The 24,605-nt window shown below is 67.8% G+C and carries 26 protein-coding genes; 14 read left to right on the forward strand and 12 right to left on the reverse strand.

Features of this window, described 5'->3' with window-relative positions:
- Positions 1-4: 4 nt before the first annotated feature.
- Positions 5-1,462: an amidophosphoribosyltransferase gene (gene purF, locus KL788_RS09660; protein ID WP_293170787.1), complete on the reverse strand. Its 1,458-nt coding sequence runs from the start codon at positions 1,460-1,462 to the stop codon at positions 5-7.
- 73 nt (positions 1,463-1,535) lie between these two features.
- On the opposite strand from purF, the gene purM reads away from it, so the two are divergent.
- Together purM and KL788_RS09670 are read left to right on the forward strand one after the other, a co-directional pair.
- Complete coding sequence (purM, locus tag KL788_RS09665) at positions 1,536-2,630, forward strand: phosphoribosylformylglycinamidine cyclo-ligase (RefSeq protein ID WP_293170789.1); 1,095 nt, start codon at positions 1,536-1,538, stop codon at positions 2,628-2,630.
- Between the two features lie 46 nt (positions 2,631-2,676).
- Complete coding sequence (locus KL788_RS09670; RefSeq protein ID WP_293170791.1) at positions 2,677-3,039, forward strand: hypothetical protein; 363 nt, start codon at positions 2,677-2,679, stop codon at positions 3,037-3,039.
- Between the two features lie 214 nt (positions 3,040-3,253).
- On the opposite strand, the gene KL788_RS09675 is transcribed toward KL788_RS09670, so the two are convergent.
- Positions 3,254-3,463 carry a DUF3073 family protein gene (locus KL788_RS09675; protein ID WP_293170793.1) on the reverse strand — a complete coding sequence of 70 codons (210 nt, stop codon included), beginning with the start codon at positions 3,461-3,463 and terminating at the stop codon, positions 3,254-3,256.
- Between the two features lie 160 nt (positions 3,464-3,623).
- On the opposite strand from KL788_RS09675, the gene KL788_RS09680 reads away from it, so the two are divergent.
- Both KL788_RS09680 and KL788_RS09685 read left to right on the forward strand, forming a co-directional pair.
- The gene (locus KL788_RS09680) at positions 3,624-4,724 is read left to right on the forward strand and encodes an NAD(P)-binding domain-containing protein (protein ID WP_293170795.1); all 1,101 of its coding nucleotides are present in this window, start codon (positions 3,624-3,626) and stop codon (positions 4,722-4,724) included.
- A 2-nt stretch (positions 4,725-4,726) separates the two neighbouring features.
- Positions 4,727-4,933: a hypothetical protein gene (locus KL788_RS09685; protein WP_293170797.1), complete on the forward strand. Its 207-nt coding sequence runs from the start codon at positions 4,727-4,729 to the stop codon at positions 4,931-4,933.
- Here the strand turns inward: KL788_RS09685 and KL788_RS09690 are convergent.
- On the reverse strand, positions 4,856-6,859 hold the full coding sequence (locus tag KL788_RS09690; RefSeq protein WP_293170799.1) for a glycogen debranching N-terminal domain-containing protein: 2,004 nt from the start codon (positions 6,857-6,859) through the stop codon (positions 4,856-4,858). The two genes, KL788_RS09685 and KL788_RS09690, sit on opposite strands and share 78 nt — an antisense overlap.
- A 165-nt stretch (positions 6,860-7,024) precedes the next feature.
- Here KL788_RS09690 and KL788_RS09695 point away from each other — a divergent pair, with 165 nt between their 5' ends.
- From KL788_RS09695 to KL788_RS09710, 4 genes are read left to right on the forward strand one after another with little or no spacing between them, the layout of a single operon-like run.
- Positions 7,025-8,080, forward strand: a complete 1,056-nt coding sequence (locus KL788_RS09695; RefSeq protein ID WP_293170801.1) for a LacI family DNA-binding transcriptional regulator — start codon at positions 7,025-7,027, stop codon at positions 8,078-8,080.
- A 33-nt stretch (positions 8,081-8,113) separates the two neighbouring features.
- Positions 8,114-9,346: a sugar ABC transporter substrate-binding protein gene (locus KL788_RS09700; protein WP_293170803.1), complete on the forward strand. Its 1,233-nt coding sequence runs from the start codon at positions 8,114-8,116 to the stop codon at positions 9,344-9,346.
- Positions 9,347-9,351: 5 nt separating this feature from the next.
- Entirely contained in the window at positions 9,352-10,476 is a 1,125-nt protein-coding gene (locus KL788_RS09705) for a carbohydrate ABC transporter permease (RefSeq protein ID WP_293170805.1), read from the forward strand.
- Positions 10,473-11,366 carry a carbohydrate ABC transporter permease gene (locus KL788_RS09710; RefSeq protein WP_428846116.1) on the forward strand — a complete coding sequence of 298 codons (894 nt, stop codon included), beginning with the start codon at positions 10,473-10,475 and terminating at the stop codon, positions 11,364-11,366. Before KL788_RS09705 ends, KL788_RS09710 begins: the two co-directional genes overlap by 4 nt.
- Before the next feature lie 42 nt (positions 11,367-11,408).
- On the opposite strand, the gene crcB is transcribed toward KL788_RS09710, so the two are convergent.
- The 4 genes from crcB to KL788_RS09730 are packed head-to-tail and all read right to left on the reverse strand — an operon-like array spanning position 11,409 to position 13,074.
- The gene (crcB, locus tag KL788_RS09715) at positions 11,409-11,783 is read right to left on the reverse strand and encodes a fluoride efflux transporter CrcB (RefSeq protein WP_293170807.1); all 375 of its coding nucleotides are present in this window, start codon (positions 11,781-11,783) and stop codon (positions 11,409-11,411) included.
- Positions 11,780-12,220, reverse strand: coding sequence for a fluoride efflux transporter FluC (locus tag KL788_RS09720; RefSeq protein ID WP_293170809.1), 441 nt, complete (start codon positions 12,218-12,220; stop codon positions 11,780-11,782). The genes crcB and KL788_RS09720 overlap by 4 nt, the downstream gene beginning before the upstream one ends.
- A 39-nt stretch (positions 12,221-12,259) precedes the next feature.
- Positions 12,260-12,712, reverse strand: a complete 453-nt coding sequence (locus KL788_RS09725) for an SRPBCC family protein (protein ID WP_293170811.1) — start codon at positions 12,710-12,712, stop codon at positions 12,260-12,262.
- Positions 12,709-13,074, reverse strand: a complete 366-nt coding sequence (locus tag KL788_RS09730) for an ArsR/SmtB family transcription factor (protein WP_293170813.1) — start codon at positions 13,072-13,074, stop codon at positions 12,709-12,711. Before KL788_RS09730 ends, KL788_RS09725 begins: the two co-directional genes overlap by 4 nt.
- Before the next feature lie 129 nt (positions 13,075-13,203).
- On the opposite strand from KL788_RS09730, the gene KL788_RS09735 reads away from it, so the two are divergent.
- On the forward strand, positions 13,204-13,860 hold the full coding sequence (locus KL788_RS09735) for a hypothetical protein (protein WP_293170815.1): 657 nt from the start codon (positions 13,204-13,206) through the stop codon (positions 13,858-13,860).
- 3 nt (positions 13,861-13,863) lie between these two features.
- Here KL788_RS09735 and KL788_RS09740 read toward each other — a convergent pair whose 3' ends face one another.
- A complete protein-coding gene (locus tag KL788_RS09740; protein ID WP_293170817.1) occupies positions 13,864-14,592 on the reverse strand; it encodes a PadR family transcriptional regulator in 729 nt (242 codons plus the stop codon).
- On the reverse strand, positions 14,589-15,428 hold the full coding sequence (locus KL788_RS09745) for a DUF4097 family beta strand repeat-containing protein (protein WP_293170819.1): 840 nt from the start codon (positions 15,426-15,428) through the stop codon (positions 14,589-14,591). Before KL788_RS09745 ends, KL788_RS09740 begins: the two co-directional genes overlap by 4 nt.
- A gap of 178 nt (positions 15,429-15,606) precedes the next feature.
- Here KL788_RS09745 and KL788_RS09750 point away from each other — a divergent pair, with 178 nt between their 5' ends.
- Positions 15,607-16,353: a MerR family transcriptional regulator gene (locus tag KL788_RS09750; RefSeq protein WP_293170821.1), complete on the forward strand. Its 747-nt coding sequence runs from the start codon at positions 15,607-15,609 to the stop codon at positions 16,351-16,353.
- Here the strand turns inward: KL788_RS09750 and KL788_RS09755 are convergent.
- Positions 16,329-16,469, reverse strand: a complete 141-nt coding sequence (locus KL788_RS09755) for a hypothetical protein (RefSeq protein WP_293170823.1) — start codon at positions 16,467-16,469, stop codon at positions 16,329-16,331. The genes KL788_RS09750 and KL788_RS09755 overlap by 25 nt on opposite strands.
- Positions 16,466-17,095 carry a YczE/YyaS/YitT family protein gene (locus KL788_RS09760; protein WP_293170825.1) on the reverse strand — a complete coding sequence of 210 codons (630 nt, stop codon included), beginning with the start codon at positions 17,093-17,095 and terminating at the stop codon, positions 16,466-16,468. The genes KL788_RS09755 and KL788_RS09760 overlap by 4 nt, the downstream gene beginning before the upstream one ends.
- Positions 17,096-17,157: 62 nt before the next feature.
- Here KL788_RS09760 and KL788_RS09765 point away from each other — a divergent pair, with 62 nt between their 5' ends.
- From KL788_RS09765 to KL788_RS09780, 4 genes are all read left to right on the forward strand, one after another.
- On the forward strand, positions 17,158-18,609 hold the full coding sequence (locus KL788_RS09765) for a PLP-dependent aminotransferase family protein (RefSeq protein WP_293170827.1): 1,452 nt from the start codon (positions 17,158-17,160) through the stop codon (positions 18,607-18,609).
- Positions 18,610-18,765: 156 nt separating this feature from the next.
- The gene (locus KL788_RS09770; RefSeq protein WP_293170829.1) at positions 18,766-21,882 is read left to right on the forward strand and encodes an efflux RND transporter permease subunit; all 3,117 of its coding nucleotides are present in this window, start codon (positions 18,766-18,768) and stop codon (positions 21,880-21,882) included.
- Positions 21,883-21,944: 62 nt separating this feature from the next.
- Positions 21,945-22,940: an ion transporter gene (locus KL788_RS09775; protein ID WP_293170831.1), complete on the forward strand. Its 996-nt coding sequence runs from the start codon at positions 21,945-21,947 to the stop codon at positions 22,938-22,940.
- Positions 22,937-24,136 (forward strand): hypothetical protein, encoded by a 1,200-nt coding sequence (locus tag KL788_RS09780; RefSeq protein ID WP_293170833.1) that lies wholly within the window; start codon positions 22,937-22,939, stop codon positions 24,134-24,136. The genes KL788_RS09775 and KL788_RS09780 overlap by 4 nt, the downstream gene beginning before the upstream one ends.
- Here the strand turns inward: KL788_RS09780 and KL788_RS09785 are convergent.
- A complete protein-coding gene (locus tag KL788_RS09785) occupies positions 24,133-24,591 on the reverse strand; it encodes a GNAT family N-acetyltransferase (protein ID WP_293170835.1) in 459 nt (152 codons plus the stop codon). The two genes, KL788_RS09780 and KL788_RS09785, sit on opposite strands and share 4 nt — an antisense overlap.
- Between the last annotated feature and the right edge of the window lie 14 nt (positions 24,592-24,605).

Below are 24,605 nucleotides of genomic sequence, written 5' to 3' on the forward strand. Positions count from 1 at the left end.
AGCGTCAGCTCAGCTGGTTGCGTTCGACCCAGCTGAGGTACTCGGGGCTCACTGTGCCCGTGACGTAGTCGCCCGTGAAGCAGCTCATCTCGAGTTCGGTGATGTCGCTGCCCTCGATGATCGCGGCCTGCATGTCGGCGACCTCTTGATAGATGAGGTAGTCGCTGCCGAGCTCGGTGTTGATCTCGGGAATCTTGCGGCCGTGCGCGACGAGCTCGGTGCGCGTGGGCATGTTGATGCCGTAGACGTGCGGGTAGCGCACGGGCGGTGCGGCCGACGTGAACGTGACCTTGTTGGCTCCGGCTGCGCGAGCCATCTCGACGATCTCTTTCGACGTCGTGCCGCGCACGATCGAGTCGTCGACGATGAGGATGTTCTTGCCGGCGAACTCACTCGACATGGCATTGAGCTTCTGCTTGACGCTCTTCTTGCGCTCGGCCTGGCCGGGCATGATGAAGGTGCGGCCCACATAGCGGTTCTTGTAGAAGCCTTCGCGGTATTCGATGCCGAGCTTCTGGGCGACCTGCATCGCGGCGGGGCGCGACGAGTCGGGAATCGGCATGACCACGTCGATGTCGCCCTTGGGCGTGTACTGCGCGATGGTGTCGGCGAGCCGGTCGCCGAGTCGCAGTCGGGCCTCGTAGACCGAGATGCCGTTCATGATCGAGTCGGGCCGCGCGAGGTAGACGTACTCGAACGAGCAGGGAATCAGACGTGGTTTCGCGGCGCACTGCTGCGAGACCATCTCGCCCGAGCTCGTGATGAACACAGCCTCGCCCGGAGCGAGGTCGCGCACGATCTCGTAACCGCCCGCCTCGAGCACGAGCGACTCGCTCGCGACGACCCACTCGTCGCCCGTGAGGCCCGTCGTGCGTCGGCCGAGCACGAGCGGCCGAATGCCGAACGGGTCGCGGAACGCCAGCAGCCCGTGCCCCGCGATGAGCGCGATCGCCGCGTACGAGCCCTCGACACGCTCGTGCAGGCGCGTGATCGCGGCGAACACCTGGTCGGGATCGAGCTCGGCGCCCGAGACCTGAGCCTGCAGCTCGTGCGCGAGCACGTTGACGAGCAGCTCGGTGTCGCTGTTGGTGTTGAGGTGGCGGCGGTCGACATCGAACAGCTCGCGCGTCAGCTCGCGCGTGTTCGTGAGGTTGCCGTTGTGCACGAGGATGATGCCGTAGGGCGCGTTCACATAGAACGGCTGCGCCTCTTCTTCACTGGATGCTGAACCCCGGGTCGCATATCGAACGTGCCCCAGGCCCATGGTGCCCAGCAGGCTGCGCATGTCGCGCGTGCGGTAGGCCTCGCGCACCTGCCCCTTGGCTTTGGCCATGTGCAGCACGCGGCCTTCAGCGGTCGCGATGCCGGTCGAGTCTTGCCCCCGGTGCTGCAGCAGGGCCAGCGCGTCGTAGACCTGCTGGTTGACGGGACTCGACGAGACGATGCCGACGATGCCGCACATGCGGGGCGTGCTCCAGACCGTAAGGTTGACGGTGACGCAGGCCAGTCTGTCAGACCGCGGAACGGATGAACGAATGACGAATTCTTATGCCGCCGCCGGCGTCGACACAGCCGCGGGCGACCGGGCGGTCGAGCTCATGAAGGCCTCCGTCGCGGCCACGCACGGGGCCGAGGTTCTCGGCGGTGTCGGCGGCTTCGCCGGGCTTTGGGACGCCAGTGCGCTGCGCGACTACCGCCGCCCGCTGCTCGCCTCAAGCACCGACGGTGTCGGCACGAAGGTCGCGATCGCGCAGGCCCTCGACATTCACGACACCATCGGCCAAGACCTCGTGGCGATGGTCGTCGACGACATCGTCGTCGTGGGCGCGAAGCCCCTCTTCATGACCGACTACATCGCGTGCGGCAAGGTGCACCCGCAGCGCATCGCCGACATCGTGCGGGGCATCGCTGAGGCCTGCGCGGAGACGGGCACGGCTCTGGTCGGGGGCGAGACGGCAGAGCATCCGGGTCTGCTGGGCCCTGACGACTACGACGTGGCCGGCGCCGCGGTGGGTGTGGTCGAAGCCGATGACCTGCTCGGCCCCGAGCGCGTGCACAACGGCGACGTCGTCATCGCGATGGCGAGTTCGGGCCTGCACAGCAACGGCTTCTCGCTCGTGCGGCACATTCTCTCTACGAAGGGCATCGGCTACCACGACGAGCTGCCCGAGTTCGGCGGCGTCGTCGGCCAGACACTGCTCACTCCGACCGCGCTCTACACCGCGCCGCTGCTCGACGTGCTCGCCGAGCTGCCCGGCGCCGTGCATGCGCTCAGTCACGTGACGGGCGGCGGCATCGCCGCGAACCTCGCGCGCGTGCTGCCGGTCGGCAGCTGGGTTGAGCTCGACCGCGGCTCGTGGAGCCCACCCACCGTCTTCCGCGTGCTCACCGACCTCGCCGGCGACTCGCTCGAATCGACGGAAGGTACCTGGAATCTCGGTATCGGGATGCTCGCCGTGGTTGCCCACGACAGCGCGAGTTCGGTCATCCGCTCGCTCGAGGGTCGGGGCGTGCCCGCGTGGGTCGCCGGCCGCGTCTCGACGACCGCGCACGACCTGGCCGGCTTCGAGCAGGGCGCCAAGGGCGTCAACGGCGGCGCCGTGAAGCTCGTGGGTTCGTTCGCTAGTTAGTTCGTCGCCGCACGCAGTTCACGACGTCGCACAAGGAGGAGACCACGTGTGGATCAAGCACTCCGGGGTGATCGGCACTGTGGCACTGCCAACCGAGTCACCGAGCCGGGTTGCTCTTGGTCCCGTCGAGGCCTGGATCAGGTCGCTGCACGATGATGAAGCGCGGGTACTCGATGATCAGCTCGAGGCGGCAGTCGAGCGTTTCGCAACCGAATTTGACCAACGAGCACTCGGCTACACCGCCGCAGAAGACGCCTTTGCGGCTGTTCCGCTGCCCGTATCGGTAGTGCAGTCGATTGACGTCGCTGAGCTCCGTACAGACGGTCTCGCCGCCGAAGTTGAGAAGGTCGACTTTCGTTGGCGACTTGACCTCATTGCCGCCCTGCAACAAATGCTCGCAGAGCGATAGTGAGACCTCAGTTGCCTCAGCGGAAGTCGGCTTCGCGTTCTTGCTCGAGTGCCGCCGACAGGCTGGGCCCCTCGGGAGGGAGGGGGAGGCTTTCCATTGAACGCGTCGCGGGCGTAGCAAGACCGTCGGCGATCATTTGCTGGAGCGGCGAAATACCTGCCGTCTGGCGCGCGTCTTCTCGCGTCATCGGATCACCTCCATGCCGCGCAAGGACCTACGCGGTCTGAGCCGCCGGGCTCGCGTCGTCGTCTTCGTCAGCCTCGTCGTCATCGTCGACGAGGTGCGCCCACTTGTCTTCGTACTCGTTCTCGTGCGCAGCGGCAGCGAGCTCGCGCTCGAGCGCCGTGAGGTTGGTGTCGGGGGTGTAGTACTTGAGCTCCCGCGCCACCTTGGTGTGCTTTGCCTTCTGTCGGCCGCGCCCCATGCGTGACCCCCTCACAGTGTGTAGTCGGGTGAGACCGGGAGAACCCCAGAATGCCGAGTCAGGACGATAGAAAAACTGTGCGGAAGTTTAGCACGCAGGCCCGGTTCGTCGAGCCTGACCGCCCACGGCGGCGAGCGTCGCACCCCTTAGCATTGACCGGGTGACGACCCCCGACCTGACGACCTCGTGTGTGGTCATCGGAGCGGGTCAAGCAGGCCTCTCGGTGGCCTACTACTTGAAGCGACTCGGCCTCGAAGCCGGCAACGAGTTCGTGCTGCTCGACCGCGGCCCGAGCACGGGCGGCGCCTGGCAGTTCCGGTGGGAGGCCCTGCGACTCGGCTCGGCACACCGTGTCAACGACCTGCCGGGCATGGACGAGCTGGGGCTGAGTTTCACGACCGCCGATCACCACGCTCCGGCGCGCGAGGTCGTCGGCGACTACTACCGCCGCTATGAAGAGCACCACGGCCTGCAGGTCGTGCGACCCGCCGCCGTGACGCAGGTCAGCGACCTCGGCCGCGACCTGCTCGTGCGTTTCACGACCGAGAACGGCGAGCTCGAGCTCGGTGCCTCGACGGTCGTCAACGCCACGGGCACCTGGGGCTCTCCCTTCGTGCCCTGGTACCCCGGACGCGACACGTTCGCCGGTCGCCAGGTGCACACGAACGACTACGTTGCGGCCGAAGATTTCGCTGGCCAGAACGTCGTCGTGGTCGGCGCGGGCACGAGCGCCATCGGCTTCATCCTCGAGCTCGAGCCGCACGCGGCCAGCATCTCGTGGGCGACGCGCCGCCCGCCCGAGTTTCTCGACGAGGTCGAGCTCAACCTCGAGGCGGCCGAGCAGGCTGTCGCGATGCAAGACAACGCGGCGCGCGCCGGGCGCGCACTGCCGAGCATCGTCTCGGGAACAGGAGTGCCGCGCACCCGCCGTATCCAGGCCGCTCTCGATCGTGGCGTTCTCGAGTTCAAGCCTATGTTCACGGCGATAGAGCCGGATGCTGTGGTCTGGGCCGACGGAACCCGCGAGCCTGCCGACGCCATCATCTGGGCCACGGGCTTCCGACCTGAGCTGCGCCACCTGGCCCCGCTCAAGCTGCGCGAGAAGGAGGGCGGCGTCGCGGTGGCGAGCCACCACTCCGAGCGCGACCCGCGCATCTTCTTCGCCGGCTATGGCCCCGCGGCATCGACCATCGGCGCCAACCGTGCTGGTCGCAACATCGCCCGGCAGGTCGTCGCCACGCTCAGCAAGATGGGGCGCTAGCCGTGGATCTATTCACGATCGTCGTCGTCACGGCCGCCGTGCTGGGCGTGCTGCTGCTCGTGCTCGCGGTCATCGCGATCGTCGTGCTGCTGCCGCCCGTGCGCCGCGCGATGCGCGAGCGCGCGCAGTCGTCAGAGGCCGACGTCGAGGGTGCTGGCTCCGACCCTGAGACCTCGAGCAGCGACGGAGCCGAGCCCGAGCAACGGTGAGCTGGCGAGGGTGCCGGCAGCAGCATCCGGCACCAAGCCCAGCGCGGCGGTGAGCACCGCGACCGACGACGCCGCCGACCACGCCTGCGGTCGGCACGCCGCCGGGTAGGGGATGGGGCGCGTGACCACGTCGACCGGGTCACCCGAGTGCAGCTCGGGCATGCGGTAGTCGAAGCCTTCGGCGGCGCGCAGCAGACCGCGGGCCAATGACGAGGCGACTTCATCGTGACCCTCGCGCGCGAGGCCGAGAACGGCGATCGCGGTGTCGTGCGTCCAGACCGAGCCGCCGTGGTAGCTCAGCGGCCAGTAGCCGGTCGAGTCGGTCGACATCGTGCGCAGGCCGTAGCCCGAGTCGAGCTCGGGCGAGCCAAGGCGGGCGGCGACGAGCGCCGACTGCTCGGCATCGAGCAGGCCCGTACCGAGCAAGTGGCCTAGGTTGCTCGTCACCGTGTCAACCGGGCGCTTCTGCGCGTCGAGCGCGATCGCCGGGTAGGGGCCCAGGGCGCCAGCGAGCGACGCGTCGGTGATCCAGAACTTCGCGTGAAAGGCCTCGCGCAGCCGGGCCGCCCACGCGCGCCACTCATCGGCACCGGGACGGTCGAAGGCCTCGAGCAGCGCCGCGCCACCCATCGCCGCCTCGTAGGCGTAGGCCTGCACCTCGCACAGGGCAATCGGCCCTTCGGCGAGTGAGCCGTCGCGCCACTGCACGCTGTCGCCCGAGTCTTTCCACCCCTGGTTCGCGAGCCCGTGTCCGCTGCGGTCGATGTACTCGAGCAGGCCGTCGCCGTCGGCGTCGCCGTCGTCGCGCATCCAGCCGAGCGCCGCTTCGAGGTGCGGCAGCAGCGCGCGCACCTCGTCGTCGGGCAGCCCCCACTTCCAGGCGTCGTGCAGCAGGCACACGAAGAGCGGCGTCGCGTCGACGGTGCCGTAGTAGAGGGGAGGCAGCGTGATGTCGTCGTCGATCACGAGTGCCTCGCGTCGCAACTCGTGCATGATCTTGCCGGGCTCTTCGGCCGAGGCGGGCTGGTGATGGGTGCCCTGCAGCCCCGCGAGCACGCGCAAAGTGCTGCCCGCGAGCTCGGTGCCGAGCGGCAGCATCATGCGGGCCGCCCAGATCGAGTCGCGCCCGAAGAGCGTGAAGAACCACGGTGCGCCAGCGGCGAGAAACGTTTCTTCAGGATGCTGCGCCGTCGTCATGCGCAGCGCGTCGAGATCGTCGAGCGCTCGGTCGACCCAGCGGCTCAGCCGCTGGTCGCCCGCGAGCACCTCGGGCCGGCTCCACGGTACGGGTCGAGAGTCGCCGCGCACGGCGCCGATCGCGTCGTCGGCGTCGAGGCGCCACGACACGGTCGTCGCGCTGGCCGGCCCGATCGTCAGCTCGGCCGTGAGTCTGATGCCCGTGGCCGTCTGCTCGATGCCGAGATCTGGCGAGCTCACGCTCGCCGTGACGCTCTGGCCGAGCCAGCGAGCGACACCGCCGTCGACGGTCACGGCCGGGGCATCGCCGGGGCCGTGACCGAGCTTGACCGACTCCATGCTCGTGGCGTCGAGGTCGAGCTCGATCACCAGAGGGGCGGTCAGCGAGTATTCGTGCCGGTTGCGCACTGTCAGGGTGTCGACCATGCCGCGGGCGTCGACCGTGCGCTCGAGCGTCAGCCGCACTTCGGGGTCGGGCGTGCGGTCGTCGAGGTGGCGCAAGAGCGACTCGATGCGCACGGAGTCAGCACCGCGCGTTCCGGTCGACAGGTGTTCAGCATCCCGATCGCCGATGCGCACACGCAGCCCGCGAATGAGGCGCACGTCGCTCACATAGACGCCATGAATCGCTGCCCCGCCCATCGCGCCCGACGGCGACGACCAGGCTTGCGTGGGGGCCCGCAACACGACGAGTTCGTCGTTGAGCAGGGGTTGCAGCGATGCGGTCACGGGGTGAGCCTCCTGGCCTGGTCGAGGGTGTCGACGCCGGAGGGGTTGACACCGGTGTCTGACATCGGCAACACTACCGAATAATTTGATCGATCAAAATGGATCGTTCGAATTTCTCGCCGATGTAACTCGGCGGGGCGGGCAGACCACCAAAGGAGGCGGGCGATGGCGAAGATGCCGACCGTCGACGACGTCGCCGAGGCCGCCCAGGTGTCACGCCAGACCGTCTCGAACGTGATCAATTCGCCCCAGATCGTGCGCGAGAAGACTCGCGAACGGGTGCAAGAGGCCATCGACCGCCTCGGCTATCGGCCGCACGCCTCGGCCCGTCGCCTGCGCACTCGCAAGTCGTCCACCATCGGTTTGCGCCTCGACCCGCTGCGCGACGGCATCTCGGGGGCCGTGCTCGACCGCTTCGTGCACAAGCTCGCCGAGCAGGCCGACGAGCGAGACCTGCGCGTCATGATCTTCACGGCCAACGGCGCCGACGACGAGCTCGCGCACATCCGCCGGCTGCGCGACGGCAGCGACATCGACGCCTTCATTCTCATCGCGACCTTTCACGGCGACCCGCGCATCGCGTGGCTCATCGAGCACGACGTACCGTTCGTCTCGTTTGGCCGGCCGTGGGGCTCGTCTTTCGACGACCCGCGGCACCGCTGGGTCGACGTCGATGGTCGCGCGGGCCTGCGCGATGCGACGGCGAAATTGCGAGCATCCGGATGCTCACGCGTCGGCTACATCGGCTGGCCGAGCCCCTCGGGCACGGGCGACGAGCGCCGCGCGGGGTGGGAAGAGGCGAGCGGCTTCGACGCCGACGGCCTCACGACCTACCAAGTAGTGACCGAAGATGGTGTCGACCAGGGCGCGGCTTCGGCGCGCCACCTTCTCTCGCTGCGCGAGCCCTGCGACGCGATCGTGTGCGCGAGCGACTCGCTCGCCCTCGGCGCATCGATGGCCGCGACTGCCCTCGGGCAGCCCGATCTGCCCGTCGTCGGGTTCGACAACACCCCGGTCGCCTCGGCGATCGGACTGTCGAGCATCGACCAGCCGCTCGACGAAGTCGTCGCGGCCACCCTGACCCTGCTGTTCGGGCCGGAAGGCGATGTCGTCTTGCCAAATCCAGACAGCAACGAGCAGCCGACGAATCGGCTGCTCGTGCCTCGACTTGTCGAACGCCGGTCTACCCACCGCGCGTTCGGCGAGACCACCGGCGCCTGAGGCTCCGGCAATCACTCATCGAAAGGAAACATCGTGAGGACATCACAATGGAGCGCCGCTGCTCTCGCAGCAGGGCTCGTCGTCACTCTAGCGGCGTGCTCGTCTGCTGACGAGGGTGGCGACGGAGACGTTCAGACGGGCCAGGAGCTGACCATGCTCATCGGCTCGAGCGGTGACGCCGAAACGACCGCCGTGCAGGCGGCCGCCGACGCGTGGGCGGCCGAGACCGGCAACACGGTCGAGGTCATCGCCGCCAACGACCTGGTGCAGCAGCTCGGTCAGGGGTTCTCGGGCAACAACCCGCCCGACATCTTCTACATGCCGTGGGACCAGTTCCAGACCTATGCGGCGCAGGGCTTCATCGAGCCCTACGCCGACGAGCTCTCGAACGCGGGCGATTTCTTGCCCGCCTTGGCCGAGCAGTTTAGCTACGACGGGCAGTTCTACTGCGCGCCGAAAGACTTCTCGACCCTCGGCCTGCAGATCAACCTCGACGCGTGGGAGGCCGCCGGTCTGACCGACGCCGACATCCCGACCGACTGGGACCAGCTGGCCACTGTCGCGCAGACGCTCACCACGGGCGAGCAGGTCGGACTCTCGATGGGTCGTGAGTACGCGCGGGTCGGCGTGTTCATGAACCAGGCGGGCGGCTCGCTCGTCGACGGCGACACGATCGCCGCGGACAGCCCTGAGAACGCCGAGGCTCTGGAGTACCTGCAGGGGCTCATCGCCGACGGCTCGCTCAAGTTCCCGCAAGAACTCGAAGCGGGCTGGGGCGGAGAGGCCTTTGGTCTCGGCAAGGCGGCCATGGTGATCGAAGGTCCGTGGATCAACGGTGCGATGGCGAACGACTTCCCTGACCGCCGCTTCATCTCGGTCGAGCTGCCAGCCGGCCCTGCTGGCCCGTCGACCTTCGCGTTCAGCAACTGCTGGGGCATGCCTGTCGGCTCGGAGACGAAGGACGCCACTCTCGACCTCATCGAGTTCTTGACGAGCGATGAGCAGCAGCTCGCGTTCGCCGAGGCTTTCGGTGTGATCCCGTCGACCGAGTCAGGCTCGGCCGCGTACGCGGAGCAGTTCCCGGACAACGCCGCATTCGTGGCGGGTGTCGCTTCGGCGACCAGCCCCGTCGCCTTCCAGGGCGCATCCGCTGCGCTCGCCGACTTCAACGTGCAGCTCGAGCAGATCGGCAGCGCAGACCCGTCGGCCCTGCTCGGCACCCTGCAGACCAACCTGCAGGCCGCGTTCGACGAGGCGAACGGATAACCACTGTGCCCAGCACAGCAGTACGGCCTCGCCGCGGCGGAGGAATCCGCCGCGGCGAGGCCCGCTCGGGGTGGCTGTTCATCGCCCCGTCCGTGATCATCACCGCCGTCTTTCTCGTGATCCCGATCGCGCTGGCGTTCTGGGTGAGCCTCAGCGACTGGAACGGATTCCAGTCGCCGCTCAACCCGCGCGTCAACTTCGTCGGGCTCGAGAACTACGCGGCGATCACCGTCGACGAGGGTCTCGATCGGCGCAACTTCGGCATCTCGGTGCGCAACAACCTCTACTACGTGCTGCTCGTCGTGCCGCTGCAGACGATCATCTCGCTGCTGCTCGCTGTGCAGGTCAATCGCGCGGCGTTGCGCGGCAAGGGCTTCTTCCGCACGGCGTTCTACTTTCCGTCGGTCACGAGCACCGTCGCGATCGTCATCGTCTTCCAGTTCTTGTTCACCGCCTCCGGTGCCGTGAACGCCGTGATCGGCGCGTTCGGTATCGATGGGCCCGACTGGTTCAACGACTCGACCGGCCTCGTGCACGGAGCACTCTCGGCCTTCGGGGTCAGCGGCCCGCCGCCTGCTCTCGCCGAGCCGGGCTTTCTCGGCATCTCTGCGTGGGAGTGGCTCGCCGGACCGTCCGTGGCGATGACCTCGCTCATCATGCTCGCCATCTTCACCACGTCGGGCACCTTCATGCTGCTGTTCCTGGCGGCTCTGCAGAGCATCGGCGCCGAGATTGACGAGGCGACGCTCATGGACGGCGCCGGCCCGGTGCGCAAGTTCTTCTCGGTCACCGTGCCGATGCTGCGCCCGACCCTCTTCACCGTGCTCACGCTCGGCCTGATCGGTTCGTGGCAGGTCTTCGACCAGATCTACGTGCTCGGCGGGGCGTCTGCGGGCGGCACGATCTCAACTCCGGCCTTCCTGGCCTACCGCAGCTCGTTCGTTGACCTCGAATGGGGTCAGGGCGCGGCGATCGCGTTCATCCTCTTCCTCTTCATCATCGTGCTGACCGTGCTGCAGCGTTGGTTCTTGAAAGAACGCGGCCCGAAGAAGCGGAAGAGCACGACGTCGAAACCCGCCGAGGAGGCGGCCTCAGCGACGGCCTTCACGGTGGATGGAGGATTGCGATGACCGCCACGACTCCGGAGGTGGACGCCCCGAAGCGGTCGTTCACGCGCCGCAAGAGAATCGGAACACGGGCGCGCACGAGCATGCTCGTCGGCTACCTGATTCTCATCGGGCTGGCGCTCATCTACATCTATCCGTTCATCATCTCGATAGCGGCGTCGTTCAAGACGGATGCTGAGGCGACGCAGAATGCGCTGGGCCTGATTCCCGAGACGGTCACGTTCGCCGCCTACGAGCGGCTGTTCGGCGACGTGCCGTTTCCGCAGTGGGCCGGCAATACCCTGCTGATCTCGACGATCGTCACGGTGGGCCGTGTCTTCTTCGACTCGTTAGCCGGCTACGCGCTCTCGCGCCTGCACTTCCGCGGTCGCACGGTCGTATTCGTCGCCTTCATCGCGATTCTGTCGGTGCCGGGCGTCGTGCTGCTGATTCCCCGCTTCTTGATCCTGCAGCAGCTGGGGCTCTACGACACCTACGGGGGCATGATCATCCCGCTGTTGTCGACGGCGGCCGGGGTGTTCATCATGAAGCAGTTCTTCGACTCGATACCGGTCAGCATCGAAGAGGCGGCGCGCATCGACGGCGCCGGCACGTTCCGGGTCTACTGGACGATCGTGCTTCCCATGGCGAGGCCCGCGCTCGTGACACTCTTCATCCTCTCGTTCCAGGGTTCGTGGAACGAGCTCGGCCACTTCATCGTGTCGAGGCAGAGCCCCGAGCTGAACACGCTCACTACGGGTGTCGCCTCACTCGTCTCGGGCCAGTTGGGCTCAGGCAACCAGTTCCCGCTGCAGCTCGCGGCAGCGGTGCTCATGACCATCCCGGTCGCGGTGCTCTTCTTCATCTTCCAGAAGCGCATCATGAACACGACCGAGGGTGCGGAAAAGGGGTAGTGGTGGTGGTGCTCGCCTGGCCGGCTGCTCATGGGTAGCCGGTCAGGCGAGGGTGGTGGCGACTGCCATGCCCAGGCTGAGGCCGATGACCGCCGCGGCGATACCGAAGACGAGGTTCTGGCCGACGCTGAGCAGGGCAGCCCGGTGCTTGCCGGCCATCACGAGCTGGATGGTCTCGACGGCGAAGGTGCTGAAGGTCGTGAGGCCTCCGCACAGGCCGCTGACGATGATCAGCTGCACGGCGGGGTCGAGCGGAGCGCCGAGTGCGACTCCGGCGACGAACGACCCCACGACGTTGACCACGAGCACGCCGAGCGGCACGCGACCGCGGCCCGCGAGACTCACCGACGTGAGTTGACGCAGCACGGCGCCGAGGGCTCCGCCCACGGCGACGGCGAGCAGCACGAGGGGGGTCACTCGTCGACTTCCTTGAATTCGCGAGTCTGGCGAGGGTTGAGCCGGGCGCCGAGGGCGAGGCCGGCCCAGGCGGAGAGCATCCCGAACCCGATGCTCAGCACGATCGACAACACCGCGACGATGATCTCGCCCGTGCGCGCGAGGGCGACGACGGAGATCGCGAGGGCCGAGAACGTCGTGAACGAACCGAGGATGCCCGGGCCGAGCCCCACGCGCACCCAGCTCGGCACGCGCGGCCAGAGGGCGGCGACGAGCAGGCCGAGCACGAAGGATCCGACGGTGTTGACGAGCAGCGTGCTGACGGCGAACTCGTCGAGGTCATGCACGATTGCGACGTCGATGAGCACCCGAAGGGTCGTGCCGATGAGGCCGCCGACGAAGACGGCCAGCAGGTCGCGCGGGGTTGCACCGGTGTGCATGCGGGCCTGAGTCGTCACTCGCGCGAGCCTACTCGCGGGCGCTCGCCGCGGTCGGGCTCAGTCGAGCGATTCGCCGGCCAAGAGACGAGCCATGTTTGTCATCGCTTCATCCCACCCGTCGTAGACGAAACCGTCACCAGGCTTGCCCTCGAAACCACGTAGGTGAAAGACGAGTTCGGTCTGGTCACCCTGCTCGATGAACGTGAGGGTGATGCGCGGCGCATCGTCGACCGAGGCCTCGGGCTCGCCCCATGAGAAGACGAGTCGATCGAAAGGCTCGACCTCGACGTATTCGCCGCCGGTCGGGTAGGTGTCGCCCGTCTCGGTGTTGGTCATCGTGTAGCGGTAGCGGCCGCCGACGCGCACGTCGAACGACACCGAGTCGGTCGTCACTCCGAACGGATGCAGCCACTGGGCGAGCTCGCCTTCGTCGGTCCATGCGCGCCAGACGAGTTCGCGCGGTGCATCGAAGGTGCGGGTGATCGTGAACTCTTCGGTCGAGACGGTCATGGCTGTTCCTTGTCTGTCGTGGTGTCGGCGTTCAGTCGGTTCTTCATGTCGGCGAGGTGCTGCTCAAGAGCGTCGAGGCGCAGGTTCCACTCACGGCGCTGCTCGTCGACCCACGCCGTCGCGAGGTCGAGCGGCTCGGGCTGCAGAGCGAGGGTTCGCCACTGCGCCTGCGCGGTACGAGTTACGAGCCCCGCACGCTCGAGCACCTTGATGTGCTGCGAGATCGCCGGGGCACTCACCTCGAAGCGCGATGCCACCTCGCCGACCTTGGCTGGCCCCTGCGAGAGCTGCGACAGAATACGTCGCCGCGTCGGGTCAGCGAGAGCGGCGAACACGCGATTGAGCTGCAATTCGGTTTCCACTCGACGACCTCCGTATTTAAGCGATTGCTTAACCATAGTCATCGGCGCTGACGTGTCAAGGCCGTAGCCGGAGCTGAGCGGGACGTTCGGCCCGTGCTCGCCCTCAGCCGCGCTCCCTAGACTGAGCGAATGACCGAGACCCCTGCCGTCGCGCCGCGCCGTCGACGCCGGTGGCCGTGGATCGTGGCAGGCGTTGTGGTCGTGCTGCTTGTGCTGATCGCGCTTGTGGCGGTGCCGATCGTCACGCATCAGCCGCAGGGCAGCTCGGGGCAAGCGCGGGTGGCCGACGGAGAGTTTCCGACCTCCATCACGGCGACGGGCGATGACGACCGCACTCGCACGATCTCGGTCGCGACCGAGTCGGGCGCCGAGCCCGACCTCTCGGCCGTCTCAGCGGGAGACCGGCTCGTCGTCAGCGGAGAGGGCTTCGACCCCGACCAGGGCATCTATGTGGCGGTGTGCAAGGTTCCCGACGAGCTCGACGGCAAGCCCGGGCCCTGCCTCGGCGGTGTCGGCTCACAAGAGGTCGAAGAGTTCGACGAAGGGGTCGTGCAGTACGCGGCCTCGAACTGGATCAACGGCGCCTTCGCCTGGCGCCTGTTCGGCGCGCGCTCGTTCGACGACCCCGACGCCGGCACCTTCACCGCCTACATCGAACTGCCGCCCGTCGCCGACGAGAACGTCGACTGCAGCGTCGACCAGTGCGGCCTCTACACGCGCAACGACCACACCGCGGTCAGCGACCGCGTGCAAGACCTCTACGTGCCGCTGCGTTGGGCCGACTGAGAACTAGAGCAACCCGCCGATGTCAGCGCGCAGGCGCGACAGGCGTGACTCGAGGTCGTCGATCGTCGACGACGCGAGCGAGCCCCGCGCGACGGCCGAGCGCAAGTCGGTGCGCACGTCTTGGCGGAACTCGGCCAGCAGCACCTCCGCACGCTGCAGTTGCGCCCGAGCATCAGAGCGCGACTCGGTGGGGCTCGAGTGCATCGAGGCCGCGGCGTCGTGTACAGCATCGCGCACGGCGTCGGTAGCAGCGGCCCCCGCAGCCGAGGCCGCACTCGTCGCAGTGGCGCCGGCCGTGCGCGCAGCATCCCGAGCCTCGTTGACCACGTGGTTGCGGTCGTCACGCGACTCGCGCGCGGCAGCCGCCAATTCGGCCCGCAGCGTCGACATCGCATCGCTCACGGATGCCCGCACCTCGTCAGCCAGGCGCCGCACCGAATCGCCGATGCCGTTCTCGATGTCGTCGAGCTCGTCGCGCCGGTCGTTCAGCTCGGCCCGGCCGGCGTCGGTGAGGGCGTAGACGGTCTTGCGTCCGTCTGACTCTTTCGTCACGAGCCCCTCGGCCTCGAGCTTCGCCAGGCGAGGATAGATGGTGCCCGCCGACGGCACATAGGTGCCGCCAAAGCGGTCTTTCAGCGCCTGAATGATCTCGTAGCCGTGCATCGGCCGATCGTCGAGCACCGAGAGCAGATAGAGCCGCAGGTGCCCGTGGCCGAAGACCGCGGGGCTCACGCTGACGCCTCAGCAGTATCGGTGGGCGCGGCGGAACCTGCGCGGTCGGTGTGCACGACAGAGACGTCGCCGCTCACCGAGCTCGCGCGCACTTCGGTGAAGGAGCCTGCCAGTTGGCCGTAGCGCCCCGTGAAGCGGCCCTTGATGCCCGTGATGCTCGAATCGTCGAGCTGCAGGCGACCCGACAGCGTGTTGATCGAGTACTGCGCGGGCACGCCAGCGTCGAGCCGCACGGTGAGATCGCCCGAGACCGAGCTGTTGGTGATGCGGTCAGGCATGCCAGAGAGGTCGGCGACGACATCGGCCGAGACCGAGTCGCACGTGAACCTCGGAATCGTGCCCGAAGCGGTCACGTCTCCGCTGACTGTCTGCACCGTGAGATTGCCCAGGTGCGAGCGCACCGAGACCTCGGCGCTCACCGCGTGCAGGTCGACTGCGCCGACAATGCCATCGAGCACGACATCGCCGTTGACCGTGTTGACGCTCACGTCGTGGTGCACGCCGCTGATGAGGCCCTCGGCCGAGACGATGCTCACCGACACTGCTGCGTTGCGCGGCACGAGAATGCTCACATCGGCCTTCGCCTTGCCGCTGAAGAGCCGGAAGTTGTCGAAGAAGGTCTCCCACTTCAGCTGCGGGTGGTCGACGACGAGCGTGTCGCCCTCGAGCGCGACCTTCAAGTCGCGGCCCTCGACCGAGTGCACCTCGACGCGTGCGCCGGGCTCGTCGTGGGCGACGATGTCGACCTGCCCGCCGATCAGCCCGACCTTGAGCGAGCGCACGAGCTCGAGATCGATGACGGTGGGTTCGGTGACGATCCAGGTTTCGTGGGCCATGAGGTGCTCCTTGCTCGTGCCCGAGGTGGGCATCCGTAGTGCGATCTATCGCGCTGTTCGAATGACGCGATATATCGCGTTCTGAGAGTCACGATATATCGCGTGTGCGAATCGCGCAATACGGATGTTCGCACAACGACTTGACCTTGACGCAACGTCAACCTCTACCGTGAGGGGCATGCAGTGGTCGATTCAAGACATCGCCCGGTTGTCGGGCACCACGAGCCGCACCCTGCGGCACTACGACGACATCGGGCTGCTGCCTCCGAGCAGCATCGGCAGCAACGGCTACCGGTACTACAACGAGGCGGCGCTCACCCGGTTGCAGCGCATCTTGATGCTGCGCGAGCTGGGTCTCGGGCTGCCAGCGATCGCCGAGGTGCTCGCCGGCCAGACCGACGATGCCCGCGCGCTCGTCGCCCACCTGCACTGGCTCGAACAAGAGCGAGAGCGGGTCGAGCGGCAGATCGTGAGCGTCGCGACCACGATTCGAAAACTAGAAGGAGGTGAACAACTGATGGCAGAAGAAATGCTCGATGGCTTTGACCACACCGTCTACCAAGACGAGGTCGAACAACGGTGGGGCAAGAATGCCTACGCGAAGAGCGACCGCTGGTGGCGTCAACTCGGCGCTGACGGCCAAGCGGCCTTCCAAGCGGAAGCCGGTGAGATCACTCGCGCATTCGCCGCAGCACATGCGGCCGGCACCCCGGTCGACGCCGCCGAGGTGCAGGCGCTCGTCGCCCGGCACTACGCCTGGGTGCGCGCGGGCTGGGGAGGCACGGCTCCGAGCGCCGAGGCCTTTTTGGGCCTGGGCGACATGTACGTCGCCGACCAGCGCTTCGCGAAGCACTATGGCGGCCCCGGAGGCGCGCAGTACGTGCGCGACGCGATGGGCGTCTACGCGGCGAGCGAGCTCGCGTAGAACCCGTAGTGCGAGCGGACGGGTATGGGCCCGTACCCGTCCCTCGCCACCGTCTCGATCGTCGCGATGATCGCCCACAGAACCAGACCGCCGAGCGCGATCGTCACGCCGATCATGCGGGCACCGCCGCGGGAGCAGGTTGCGGATGCTCTCCGGGAGCTCGCAGCAGCGGCAAGGTCACCCCGACCATCGGGCCGATGAGCAGCGCGAACGCCACGGTGCCGAACCCGACCGTGCCGCCCAGCAGCCAGCCGATTGCGAGCACGGTCACCTCGACGCCCGTGCGCACCTTCCAGATCTTCCAGCCGAAGCGCGCGTGCGCACCCGTCATGAGTCCGTCGCGCGGGCCGGGGCCGAAGCGGGCGCCGATGTAGAGGCCTGTGGCGACGGCGAGCAGGGCGAGCCCGCCCGCGAACATCAGCCACTGCGCCCAGAGCTGCTCGGGCGTCTCGATGACGAGCATCGCGAGGTCGATCACGGGCCCGATGAGCAGCACGTTGAGCACGGTGCCGATGCCGGGCTTCTGGCGAATGGGAATCCAGAGCAGCAGCACCCCGGCACCGATGAGCACGACGATGAGTCCGATCGACCAGCCGGTCTGCACCTCGAGCCCTTGAGCGAAGACCGTCCAGGGGTCGAGACCCACGTTGGCCTGGATGAGCAGGGCGACGGCGACGCCGTAGAAGAAGAGGCCGAGCAGCAACTGGCCCCAGCGGTGGATCATGATGCGCGGTGCAGACATGGCATCATCATCCCGGTCAAATTGGCCTTCTCACAAGATGCCAATTCTGCTACCGTGGCCGCATGGCGACCCTATCGGCCCGCGCATTGGCCTCACAGCTCGGCGAATGGCGACCGAGCGGCGTGACTCCGCTCTATGAAGCGCTCGCCGATCGCATCCGTTTGCTCATTCTCGACGGGCGCATCGCGCTCGGCACGCGGCTGCCCGCCGAGCGCCTGCTGGCCGACCACGAAGACCTCAGCCGCACGACGGTCGCAGCCGCCTACGCGCGACTGCGCGACCTCGGCTTCGCGCAGAGCCTGCGCGGCTCGGGAACCGTCGCGCGACTGCCGCTCGGCGAGTCTGACGGGGTTCCTTGGATTGGCGAGTCTGCGGCCCCCGGCATGCTCGACCTCTCGAAGGCGACGCTGCCCGCCATTCCGATCGTCGCTCAGGCCGCACGCGAGGCGGTCGAGCTGCTGCCCGCCCACCTGCACGAGAGCGGCTTTGACCCGCACGGCCTGCTCGTGCTGCGCCAGGCTCTCGCCGACCGCTACTCAGTGCGCGGGCTGCCGACGAGCGCTGACGAGATCATGGTCACGCTCGGCGCCCAGCACGCGATCGCCCTCATCGCCCGCACGCTACTGGCCCGCGGCGACCGCGCCCTCGTCGAAGCACCGAGCTACCCGCACGCTGTCGAGGCCTTGCTGGCCGCGGGTGCTCGGCTCGTGTCGGTACCCGTCACGACCGACAGAGGGTGGGATGACGACGTGCTCGAGCAGGTCATGCCCCGCACGGCGCCCGCCCTCGCCTACCTCATGCCCGACTTTCACAACCCGACCGGCCGCACGATGCCCGACGATCAGCGCGATCGCGTGCAGGCGCTCGCCGCGGCGCACGGCACGGTGCTGCTCGTCGACGAGACCATGGGCGAACTCGGTTTCGCGCGCGCGACGCAACCCGCACCCTTCGCCATCGGCGCTGAGCGCCACGGCGCGCACGTCGTCACCGTCGGGTCAGTGGGCAAGAGCATCTGGGGCGGGGTGCGCCTCGGCTGGATTCGCTCTGACCGCGAGACCATCACGCGCCTCTCGCTCGCGCGCCTCGCCGGCGACCTGGGCAACCCCGTGCTCGAGCAGCTCGTGCTGCTGCGCTTGCTCGACTCGTACGACCGAGTGCTGGATGCCCGCCGCGAGCAACTGCGTACCGGCCACGCCCTCATGGTCGCCGAGCTCGAGCAGCGCTTTCCGACCTGGTCGGTGCCCCAGGTCGATGGTGGCCTGAGCCTCTGGGTGAACCTCGGCGACCCGGTGAGCTCGCAGCTCGCGCTCGCGGCGCGGGCCGAGGGACTACTCGTCGGCGCTGGCCCGCGCTTCGGCCTCGACGGCGCTTTCGAGCGCTTCATCCGCCTGCCGTTCTGCCACCCGGCCGAGATGACGCTCCCGGCTCTCGACCTGCTGCAGCGCGCCTGGGGCCGCGTCGTCGACCGCGAGCCGATGGCACCGTCGCAGGAACTGCTCGCGGCGGTCGTGTAGCGTGGCGCGGGCATCCTGACCGATCGGTCGGATTCGAGGTCGGCGCTCACCGCTCGCTGTGTGAATACTCAGCGTGCGCTGGGATGCTGACCACCGCACCAGCCTGCCCCACACAGCCACCCGAGCCCCCGCTCGCTCACTTGACCGGAGTTTTTCGTGCACCTTCTCTCGGTGTTCAGCCTGCGCAACCGCGCTCTCATCGCTCTGGTCACCATCGTGGTGGGCCTCTTCGGCGGCATCGCACTGACGACGCTCAAGCAAGAGCTGATTCCGTCGGTGGCCTTCCCGCAGGTGATCGTCATCACGCAGTACCCCGGTGCGGCCCCCGAGATTGTCGAGCAAGACGTCTCGACGCCGATCGAGACCGCGGTGCAGGGCATCCCCGGCCTCGACGGATCGAACGCGACATCGAGCACGGGCTTCTCGATCGTCTCGGCGAGCTTCGCTTTTGGCACCGACCTCGTGCGCACCGAGCAGCGCGTGCAGCTCGCCATCAACCGCCTGAACCTGCCGAACGATGTCGAGCCCCAAGTGCTCACCGGCTCGATCGACGACTTTCCGATTGTGCAGATCGCCGTCACGAGCAACCTCAGCGCGGGCGAGCTCGAATCGGCGCTCGAGTCGCAGGCCGTCATCGAGCTCAACGATCTCGACGGCGTGCGTGAGGTCTCGATTCAGGGCGCCGTCGGCGAGCGCGTCACGATCACGCCCGATAAAGACGAACTGTTCGCGCGCGGACTGACGACGGGCGACATCACCGATGCCCTCGATGCCTACGGCGTGCTGCTGCCTGCCGGTGTCATCACCGAAGACGGCTTCGAGCTGCCCGTCATCTCGGGCGTGCGCATCACCTCGGCCGACGAGCTCGCGGCCCTGCCGCTGCTGAGCGCCGAGGTCGCCGACACCCGCATCTCTGACGTCGCCACTGTCGAGGTCGAGAACGACCCGGTCAGCGGCTACTCGCGGGTCAACGGCGAACCAGCCCTGACGCTCGCCGTCACCAAGACTCCCGCCGGCAACACTGTTGAGGTCTCACGCGCCGTGCAGGCCGCCCTGCCCGCGATCGCCGACGCGATCGGCAACGGCACCGAGTTCACGGTGGTCTTCGACCAGGCGCCGTTCATCGAGAAGTCGATCGAGGCGCTCGCTACCGAGGGTCTGCTCGGCCTCGGCTTCGCCGTCATCGTGATTCTCATCTTCCTGCTGTCGGTGCGCGCGACGATCGTCACCGCCATTTCGATTCCGACCTCGGTGTTGCTGACCTTCATCGGCATGCAGGTCTCGGGCTACACCCTCAATATCCTCACCCTCGGCGCCATCACGATCGCGGTCGGCCGCGTCGTCGACGACTCGATCGTCGTCGTCGAGAACATCAAGCGCCACCTCGCGCTCGGCGAAGAGAAGACGCAAGCGATTCTCGTCGGTGTCAAAGAGGTCGCGGGTGCCATCACCGCCGCCACCGCCACCACGATCGCGGTCTTCCTGCCCATCGCCCTCGTCGGCGACATCACCGGCGAGCTGTTCCGGCCCTTCGCGCTGACGACGGCCATCGCCCTCGCCGCCTCGCTCTTCGTCTCGCTCACGATCGTGCCCGTGCTCTCGTACTGGTTCTTGCGCGCGCCGAAGGCCCGCAAGCACGCAGCCGACGCCGACGTCGTCGCAGCCGACGCTCCGCTCAGCATCGACGAAGAGTCGGCCCGGCCGACGCTGCTGCAGCGCGGCTACCTGCCCGTGATCCGCTGGACCCTCAAGCGCCCCATCGCCACTCTGCTGCTTGCCGTGCTCGTGCTCGGCGGCACCGGCTTCTTGGCCACGGGTCTCAAGACGAACTTCATCGGCAACTCGGGCCAGAACACCCTCACGGTCTCGCAGACGCTGCCGAACGGCTCGAGCCTCGAAGAACTCGATGCCGCGGCCATGCTCGCCGAGCGAGAACTGATCGACGTCGAGGGCGTCGAGACCGTGCAGGCCTCGATCGGCTCGGGTAGCGGCACTCTTGCGAGCATCTTCGGCGGCGGCGACATCACGTTCTCGCTGACGACCGACGAGTCGCTCGACCAGACGGAGCTTGCGCAGAACGTGCGCGACGCCCTCGAGGGTCTCGACGACGCCGGCGAGTTCAGCGTGCAGTCGGGCCAGGGCGCGGGCTTCGGCGGCAGCGACATCGAGATCGACATCACCGCGACGAGCACCGACGACCTCGAGGCTGCCTCGCAGAGCATTCTCGACGAGGTGCGCGCGCTCGACGCGACGGCCGAGGCGACGAGCAACCTCGCCGACACGCAGCCCTACATCGCTATCGAGGTCGACCGCGACCGGGCTGCCGAGCTCGGCCTGAGCGAGATCGCCGTCGGCGGCATTGTCACCGCGGCGATGTTCCCCGCGTCGGTCGGCAGCGTTGTCTTCGACGACCGCACGCTGTCGATCTTCTTGCGCGATGTGGATGCTCCCACCACGGTCGACGAATTGCGTGACTTCAGCATCCCGACCGCCATCGGGCCGCAGCCGCTCAGCGAGCTTGCGACGATCGAGCAGGTCGACGGGCCGGCGAGCATCACGACCGTGCGCGGCGTGCGCAGCGCGACCATCACGGTCACGCCGGCGATCGCCGACATCGGGTCGGCGTCGACCCAGGTGCAGGAAGCGGTGGACTCTGCCGACCTGCCGACCGGCGTGCAAGCCGAGCTCGGCGGCGTCACCTCACAGCAGGCCGATGCGTTCAGCCAGCTGGGCCTCGCCCTGCTCGCGGCGATCCTCATCGTCTACGTGATCATGGTCGCGACCTTCAAGAGCCTGCGCCAGCCGCTGCTGCTGCTCGTGTCGATTCCGTTCGCGGCGACCGGCGCGATCGCGCTGCAGCTCATCGCCGACATTCCGCTCGGCGTGCCGTCGCTCATCGGCGTGCTCATGCTCATCGGCATCGTCGTGACGAACGCGATCATGCTCATCGACCTCGTCAACCAGTATCGAGAGCGAGGCATGAGCGCCTACAAGGCCGTGGTCGAAGGGTCGTCGCGCCGTCTGCGCCCGATTCTCATGACCGCGGCGGCGACGATCTTCGCACTGTTGCCGCTCGGCATCGGCATCACGGGCAGCGGCGGGTTCATCTCGCAGCCGCTCGCGATCGTGGTCATCGGCGGCCTCGTGTCGTCGACACTGCTGACGCTCGTCGTGCTGCCGGCGCTGTATTACCTGGTCGAGGGCGCCGCTGAGCGTCGCGCGGCCAAGCGCAAGGCGAAGGCCACGACTCTCGAGGGGCAGCCCGCCAGCTAGCCAGTGGTCGCCGTGGTCAGGTGTTGCTAGCGTGAGCACACCCTGACCGAAAGCGATTCGCCATGACCGCAGCGCCGCCCTCCGACGATTCCGCCACGGTCTCGCCCGGAGTCTTCACGAGCACGACCGTGCAGCTCGCGCCCTACCGCATTCAGTGGCTCGCGCGCCTGATGTACGGCAACGCGTTCGAGTTCGTCACAATCGCCGTGATCATTGCCAATGCGGCGGCGCTGGGGGTGCTCACCTACTCTGACCTGCCGGCCGGAGTCGCAGCCACCGCGATCGCGATCGACCGCTTCGCGATCATCTTCTACACGATCGAGCTCGTGCTGCGCATCGTCTCGTACGGCCGCAAGCCGTGGATGTTCTTCCGCAACCCCTGGAACGTTTTCGACTTCATCATCGTCGTCGCCATCCCGTTCCTCGACGGCGCCACCGTCATCTTCCGACTCGTGCGACTGCTGCGCATTTTGCGCATCTTCCGCTTCTTGCCCGAGGCGCGCATCCTCATGCTCTCGATGATCAAGTCGGTCGCCCCGCTCGCGAACCTCGCCGTGCTCATCGGCTTCTTGATGTTCATCTACGCCATGGCTGGGGTGTACCTCTTCGGTACGCAGAACCCCGAGCAGTGGGGCAACATCGGCGCGGCCATGATCACGCTCACGGTCATGCTGACGCTCGAGAACTTTCCTGACTCGTTTCTCGCCGGGCTCGAGATCACGCCCCTCGCCCTGCTCTTCTTCCTCTCGTACATGTTCTTCATCGTGTTCACGGTGCTCAACGTGCTCATCGGCATCGTGCTCACCGCCATGGACCAAGCTCGCGAAGAGGTCACCGCCGACCGGGCGACCGAGAACCTGCCGACGGCGACCGGCACGATCCGGCTGCCGCGCGGCGGGGACGATGCGGCGACGGATGCTCGCTCGACGCGCGCCGAGCTCGACTCGCTCGACGCCGAGCTCGACGCCCTCGCGAGCGCGGGGCGGGCATCCCCCGACCACATCCGGCGCATCCGCGACGAGATCGACCGTCTCAAGTCGGCGGGCAGCGCGACATGAGAGCCCGCAGTGTCGCGGCCGGGGCTCTGGCCACTGTCGGCCTGCTGCTGGTTCCCGGGGCGGTCATGGCCCACTGGGCGACCGTGCAGCTCGTCGAGACCGAGCGCTTCGTCGAGGCGCTCGCTCCGCTTGCCGATAACCCCGCGGTGCAAGACCGCATCATCGTCGAGGTCACGGCGCTCGTCGACGAGCAGGTCGACATCTCGGGGGTCACGTCTGATCTGCTGAGCGGACTCGGCGAGGCCCTCGAGCTTGGCGATCGAGCCCAAGACGCGCTCGAGCTCGTCAGTGAGCCGATCGCCGCCGGCGTGCGCGCGCTCGTCGCCGACGTCGTCGGAGAGGTCGTGCGGTCACCCGCCTTCAGCTCGGCGTGGGCGTCGTCGGTCGAGCTGCTGCATGCGCAGGGCATCCGACTGCTGTCGGGCTCGCCCGACTCGCTGCTCGAGCTCGATCGCGACGGCACGCTGCGGCTACCTCTCGGCCCGATCGTCGCCGACGTTCGCGCGGCGCTCGTCGCCCAGGGCGTGCCCTTCGCCGCTGCGATTCCCGACATCGACCGTTCGATCGTCATCGCCGAGGTGCCGAACCTCGCACTCGCGCGGGTGATCTACCAGGTTGGCATCGCGATCGGAGTCTGGCTGCCCTGGGTCACGGCGGCGCTCATCGCTGGCGCGATCCTGCTGAGCCCTCGACGCGCGCTCACGCTGCGCACCGTCGGTGTCTTCCTCGCCGTCATCGCCGGGCTGCTCGCGATCGGCTTCGCCCTTGCCCGTACCGCGCTCACGGCCTATGTCGGGCCAGAGTCGAGCGCCCTCGTCGGCGTGGTCTTCGACGCGGTGCTCGGCTACGCGACGACGACGATCCTGGCTCTGCTCACCCTGGGCGTGCTTGTCGGCCTCGTCGGCTGGTGGTTCGGCCCCGGGGCGCGCGTGAGCACGTGGCGCGCGCGAGCCGCCGAGGGCATGTCGTCGGCTCGAGCGGCACGAGCGCGGTCGGGCTTCGGTCTCGGCCGGTTCGGCGAGTGGATGCTGCGGGAACGCCTCATGGTGCACTCGACGCTCATCGCGCTCGCGATCGTTCCCGCGCTGCTCACTCCGCCGCTCTCGGTTCTCTCGGTGCTGGCCTCGGCGCTGCTCGCTCTCGGTCTCATCGTGCTCGCGGAAGTGCTCATGAGCGAGCCGGCTGCTGTCTCTTAGCTCAGGCTCTTCTCCATGCAGACGCTGAACTCGTCGCCGACGTACGGCCCGAAGTTCTCGATGTGACGATAGCCGCGCGCCTCGTAGAGCGCGATGGCGGCCAGTTGCTTCGGGCCGGTCTCTAACTGCAGGGTGTGGATGCTGCGCTCACGGGCCGCGGATTCCAGCGCATCCATGACCGCCGTCGCCACGCCGCGCCCGCGACCGGCCTCGCGCACGAACAGTCTCTTCAGCTCGCCTGATCCGTTGCCCCGGTCGACGAGGGCGGCCATGCCGAGCGCTGTGCCGTCGGGGTTGCGCGCGACGACCACGGTGACCCCGTCGGCGGCCAGTTCGTCGAGGTCGAGCATGTAGCAGCTGTCGGGCGGATACAGGCTCAGCGCGTAGGCGTCACCCTCGCGCAGCATGGCCTCGATCTCGGGCTGCTGGGGGCTCTCGATGGTGATGGTGGTCACGATCGGCCCAGAAT

It is taken from the genome of Microcella sp. (assembly GCF_019739195.1).
Classification (GTDB): Bacteria; Actinomycetota; Actinomycetes; order Actinomycetales; family Microbacteriaceae; genus Microcella.

What these genes read in the sequence shown, in the direction of transcription:
- KL788_RS09710 (WP_428846116.1), top strand. Translation starts at nt 10,473, where the DNA reads ATGACCGCCACGACTCCGGAGGTGGACGCCCCGAAGCGGTCGTTCACG.
- KL788_RS09725 (WP_293170811.1), bottom strand. Translation starts at nt 12,712, where the DNA reads ATGACCGTCTCGACCGAAGAGTTCACGATCACCCGCACCTTCGATGCA.
- KL788_RS09735 (WP_293170815.1), top strand. Translation starts at nt 13,204, where the DNA reads ATGACCGAGACCCCTGCCGTCGCGCCGCGCCGTCGACGCCGGTGGCCG.
- KL788_RS09750 (WP_293170821.1), top strand. Translation starts at nt 15,607, where the DNA reads ATGCAGTGGTCGATTCAAGACATCGCCCGGTTGTCGGGCACCACGAGC.
- KL788_RS09755 (WP_293170823.1), bottom strand. Translation starts at nt 16,469, where the DNA reads ATGATCGGCGTGACGATCGCGCTCGGCGGTCTGGTTCTGTGGGCGATC.
- KL788_RS09695 (WP_293170801.1), top strand. Translation starts at nt 7,025, where the DNA reads ATGGCGAAGATGCCGACCGTCGACGACGTCGCCGAGGCCGCCCAGGTG.
- purM (WP_293170789.1), top strand. Translation starts at nt 1,536, where the DNA reads ATGACGAATTCTTATGCCGCCGCCGGCGTCGACACAGCCGCGGGCGAC.
- KL788_RS09760 (WP_293170825.1), bottom strand. Translation starts at nt 17,095, where the DNA reads ATGTCTGCACCGCGCATCATGATCCACCGCTGGGGCCAGTTGCTGCTC.
- purF (WP_293170787.1), bottom strand. Translation starts at nt 1,462, where the DNA reads ATGTGCGGCATCGTCGGCATCGTCTCGTCGAGTCCCGTCAACCAGCAG.
- KL788_RS09780 (WP_293170833.1), top strand. Translation starts at nt 22,937, where the DNA reads ATGAGAGCCCGCAGTGTCGCGGCCGGGGCTCTGGCCACTGTCGGCCTG.
- KL788_RS09765 (WP_293170827.1), top strand. Translation starts at nt 17,158, where the DNA reads ATGGCGACCCTATCGGCCCGCGCATTGGCCTCACAGCTCGGCGAATGG.
- KL788_RS09675 (WP_293170793.1), bottom strand. Translation starts at nt 3,463, where the DNA reads ATGGGGCGCGGCCGACAGAAGGCAAAGCACACCAAGGTGGCGCGGGAG.
- KL788_RS09745 (WP_293170819.1), bottom strand. Translation starts at nt 15,428, where the DNA reads ATGGCCCACGAAACCTGGATCGTCACCGAACCCACCGTCATCGATCTC.
- KL788_RS09775 (WP_293170831.1), top strand. Translation starts at nt 21,945, where the DNA reads ATGACCGCAGCGCCGCCCTCCGACGATTCCGCCACGGTCTCGCCCGGA.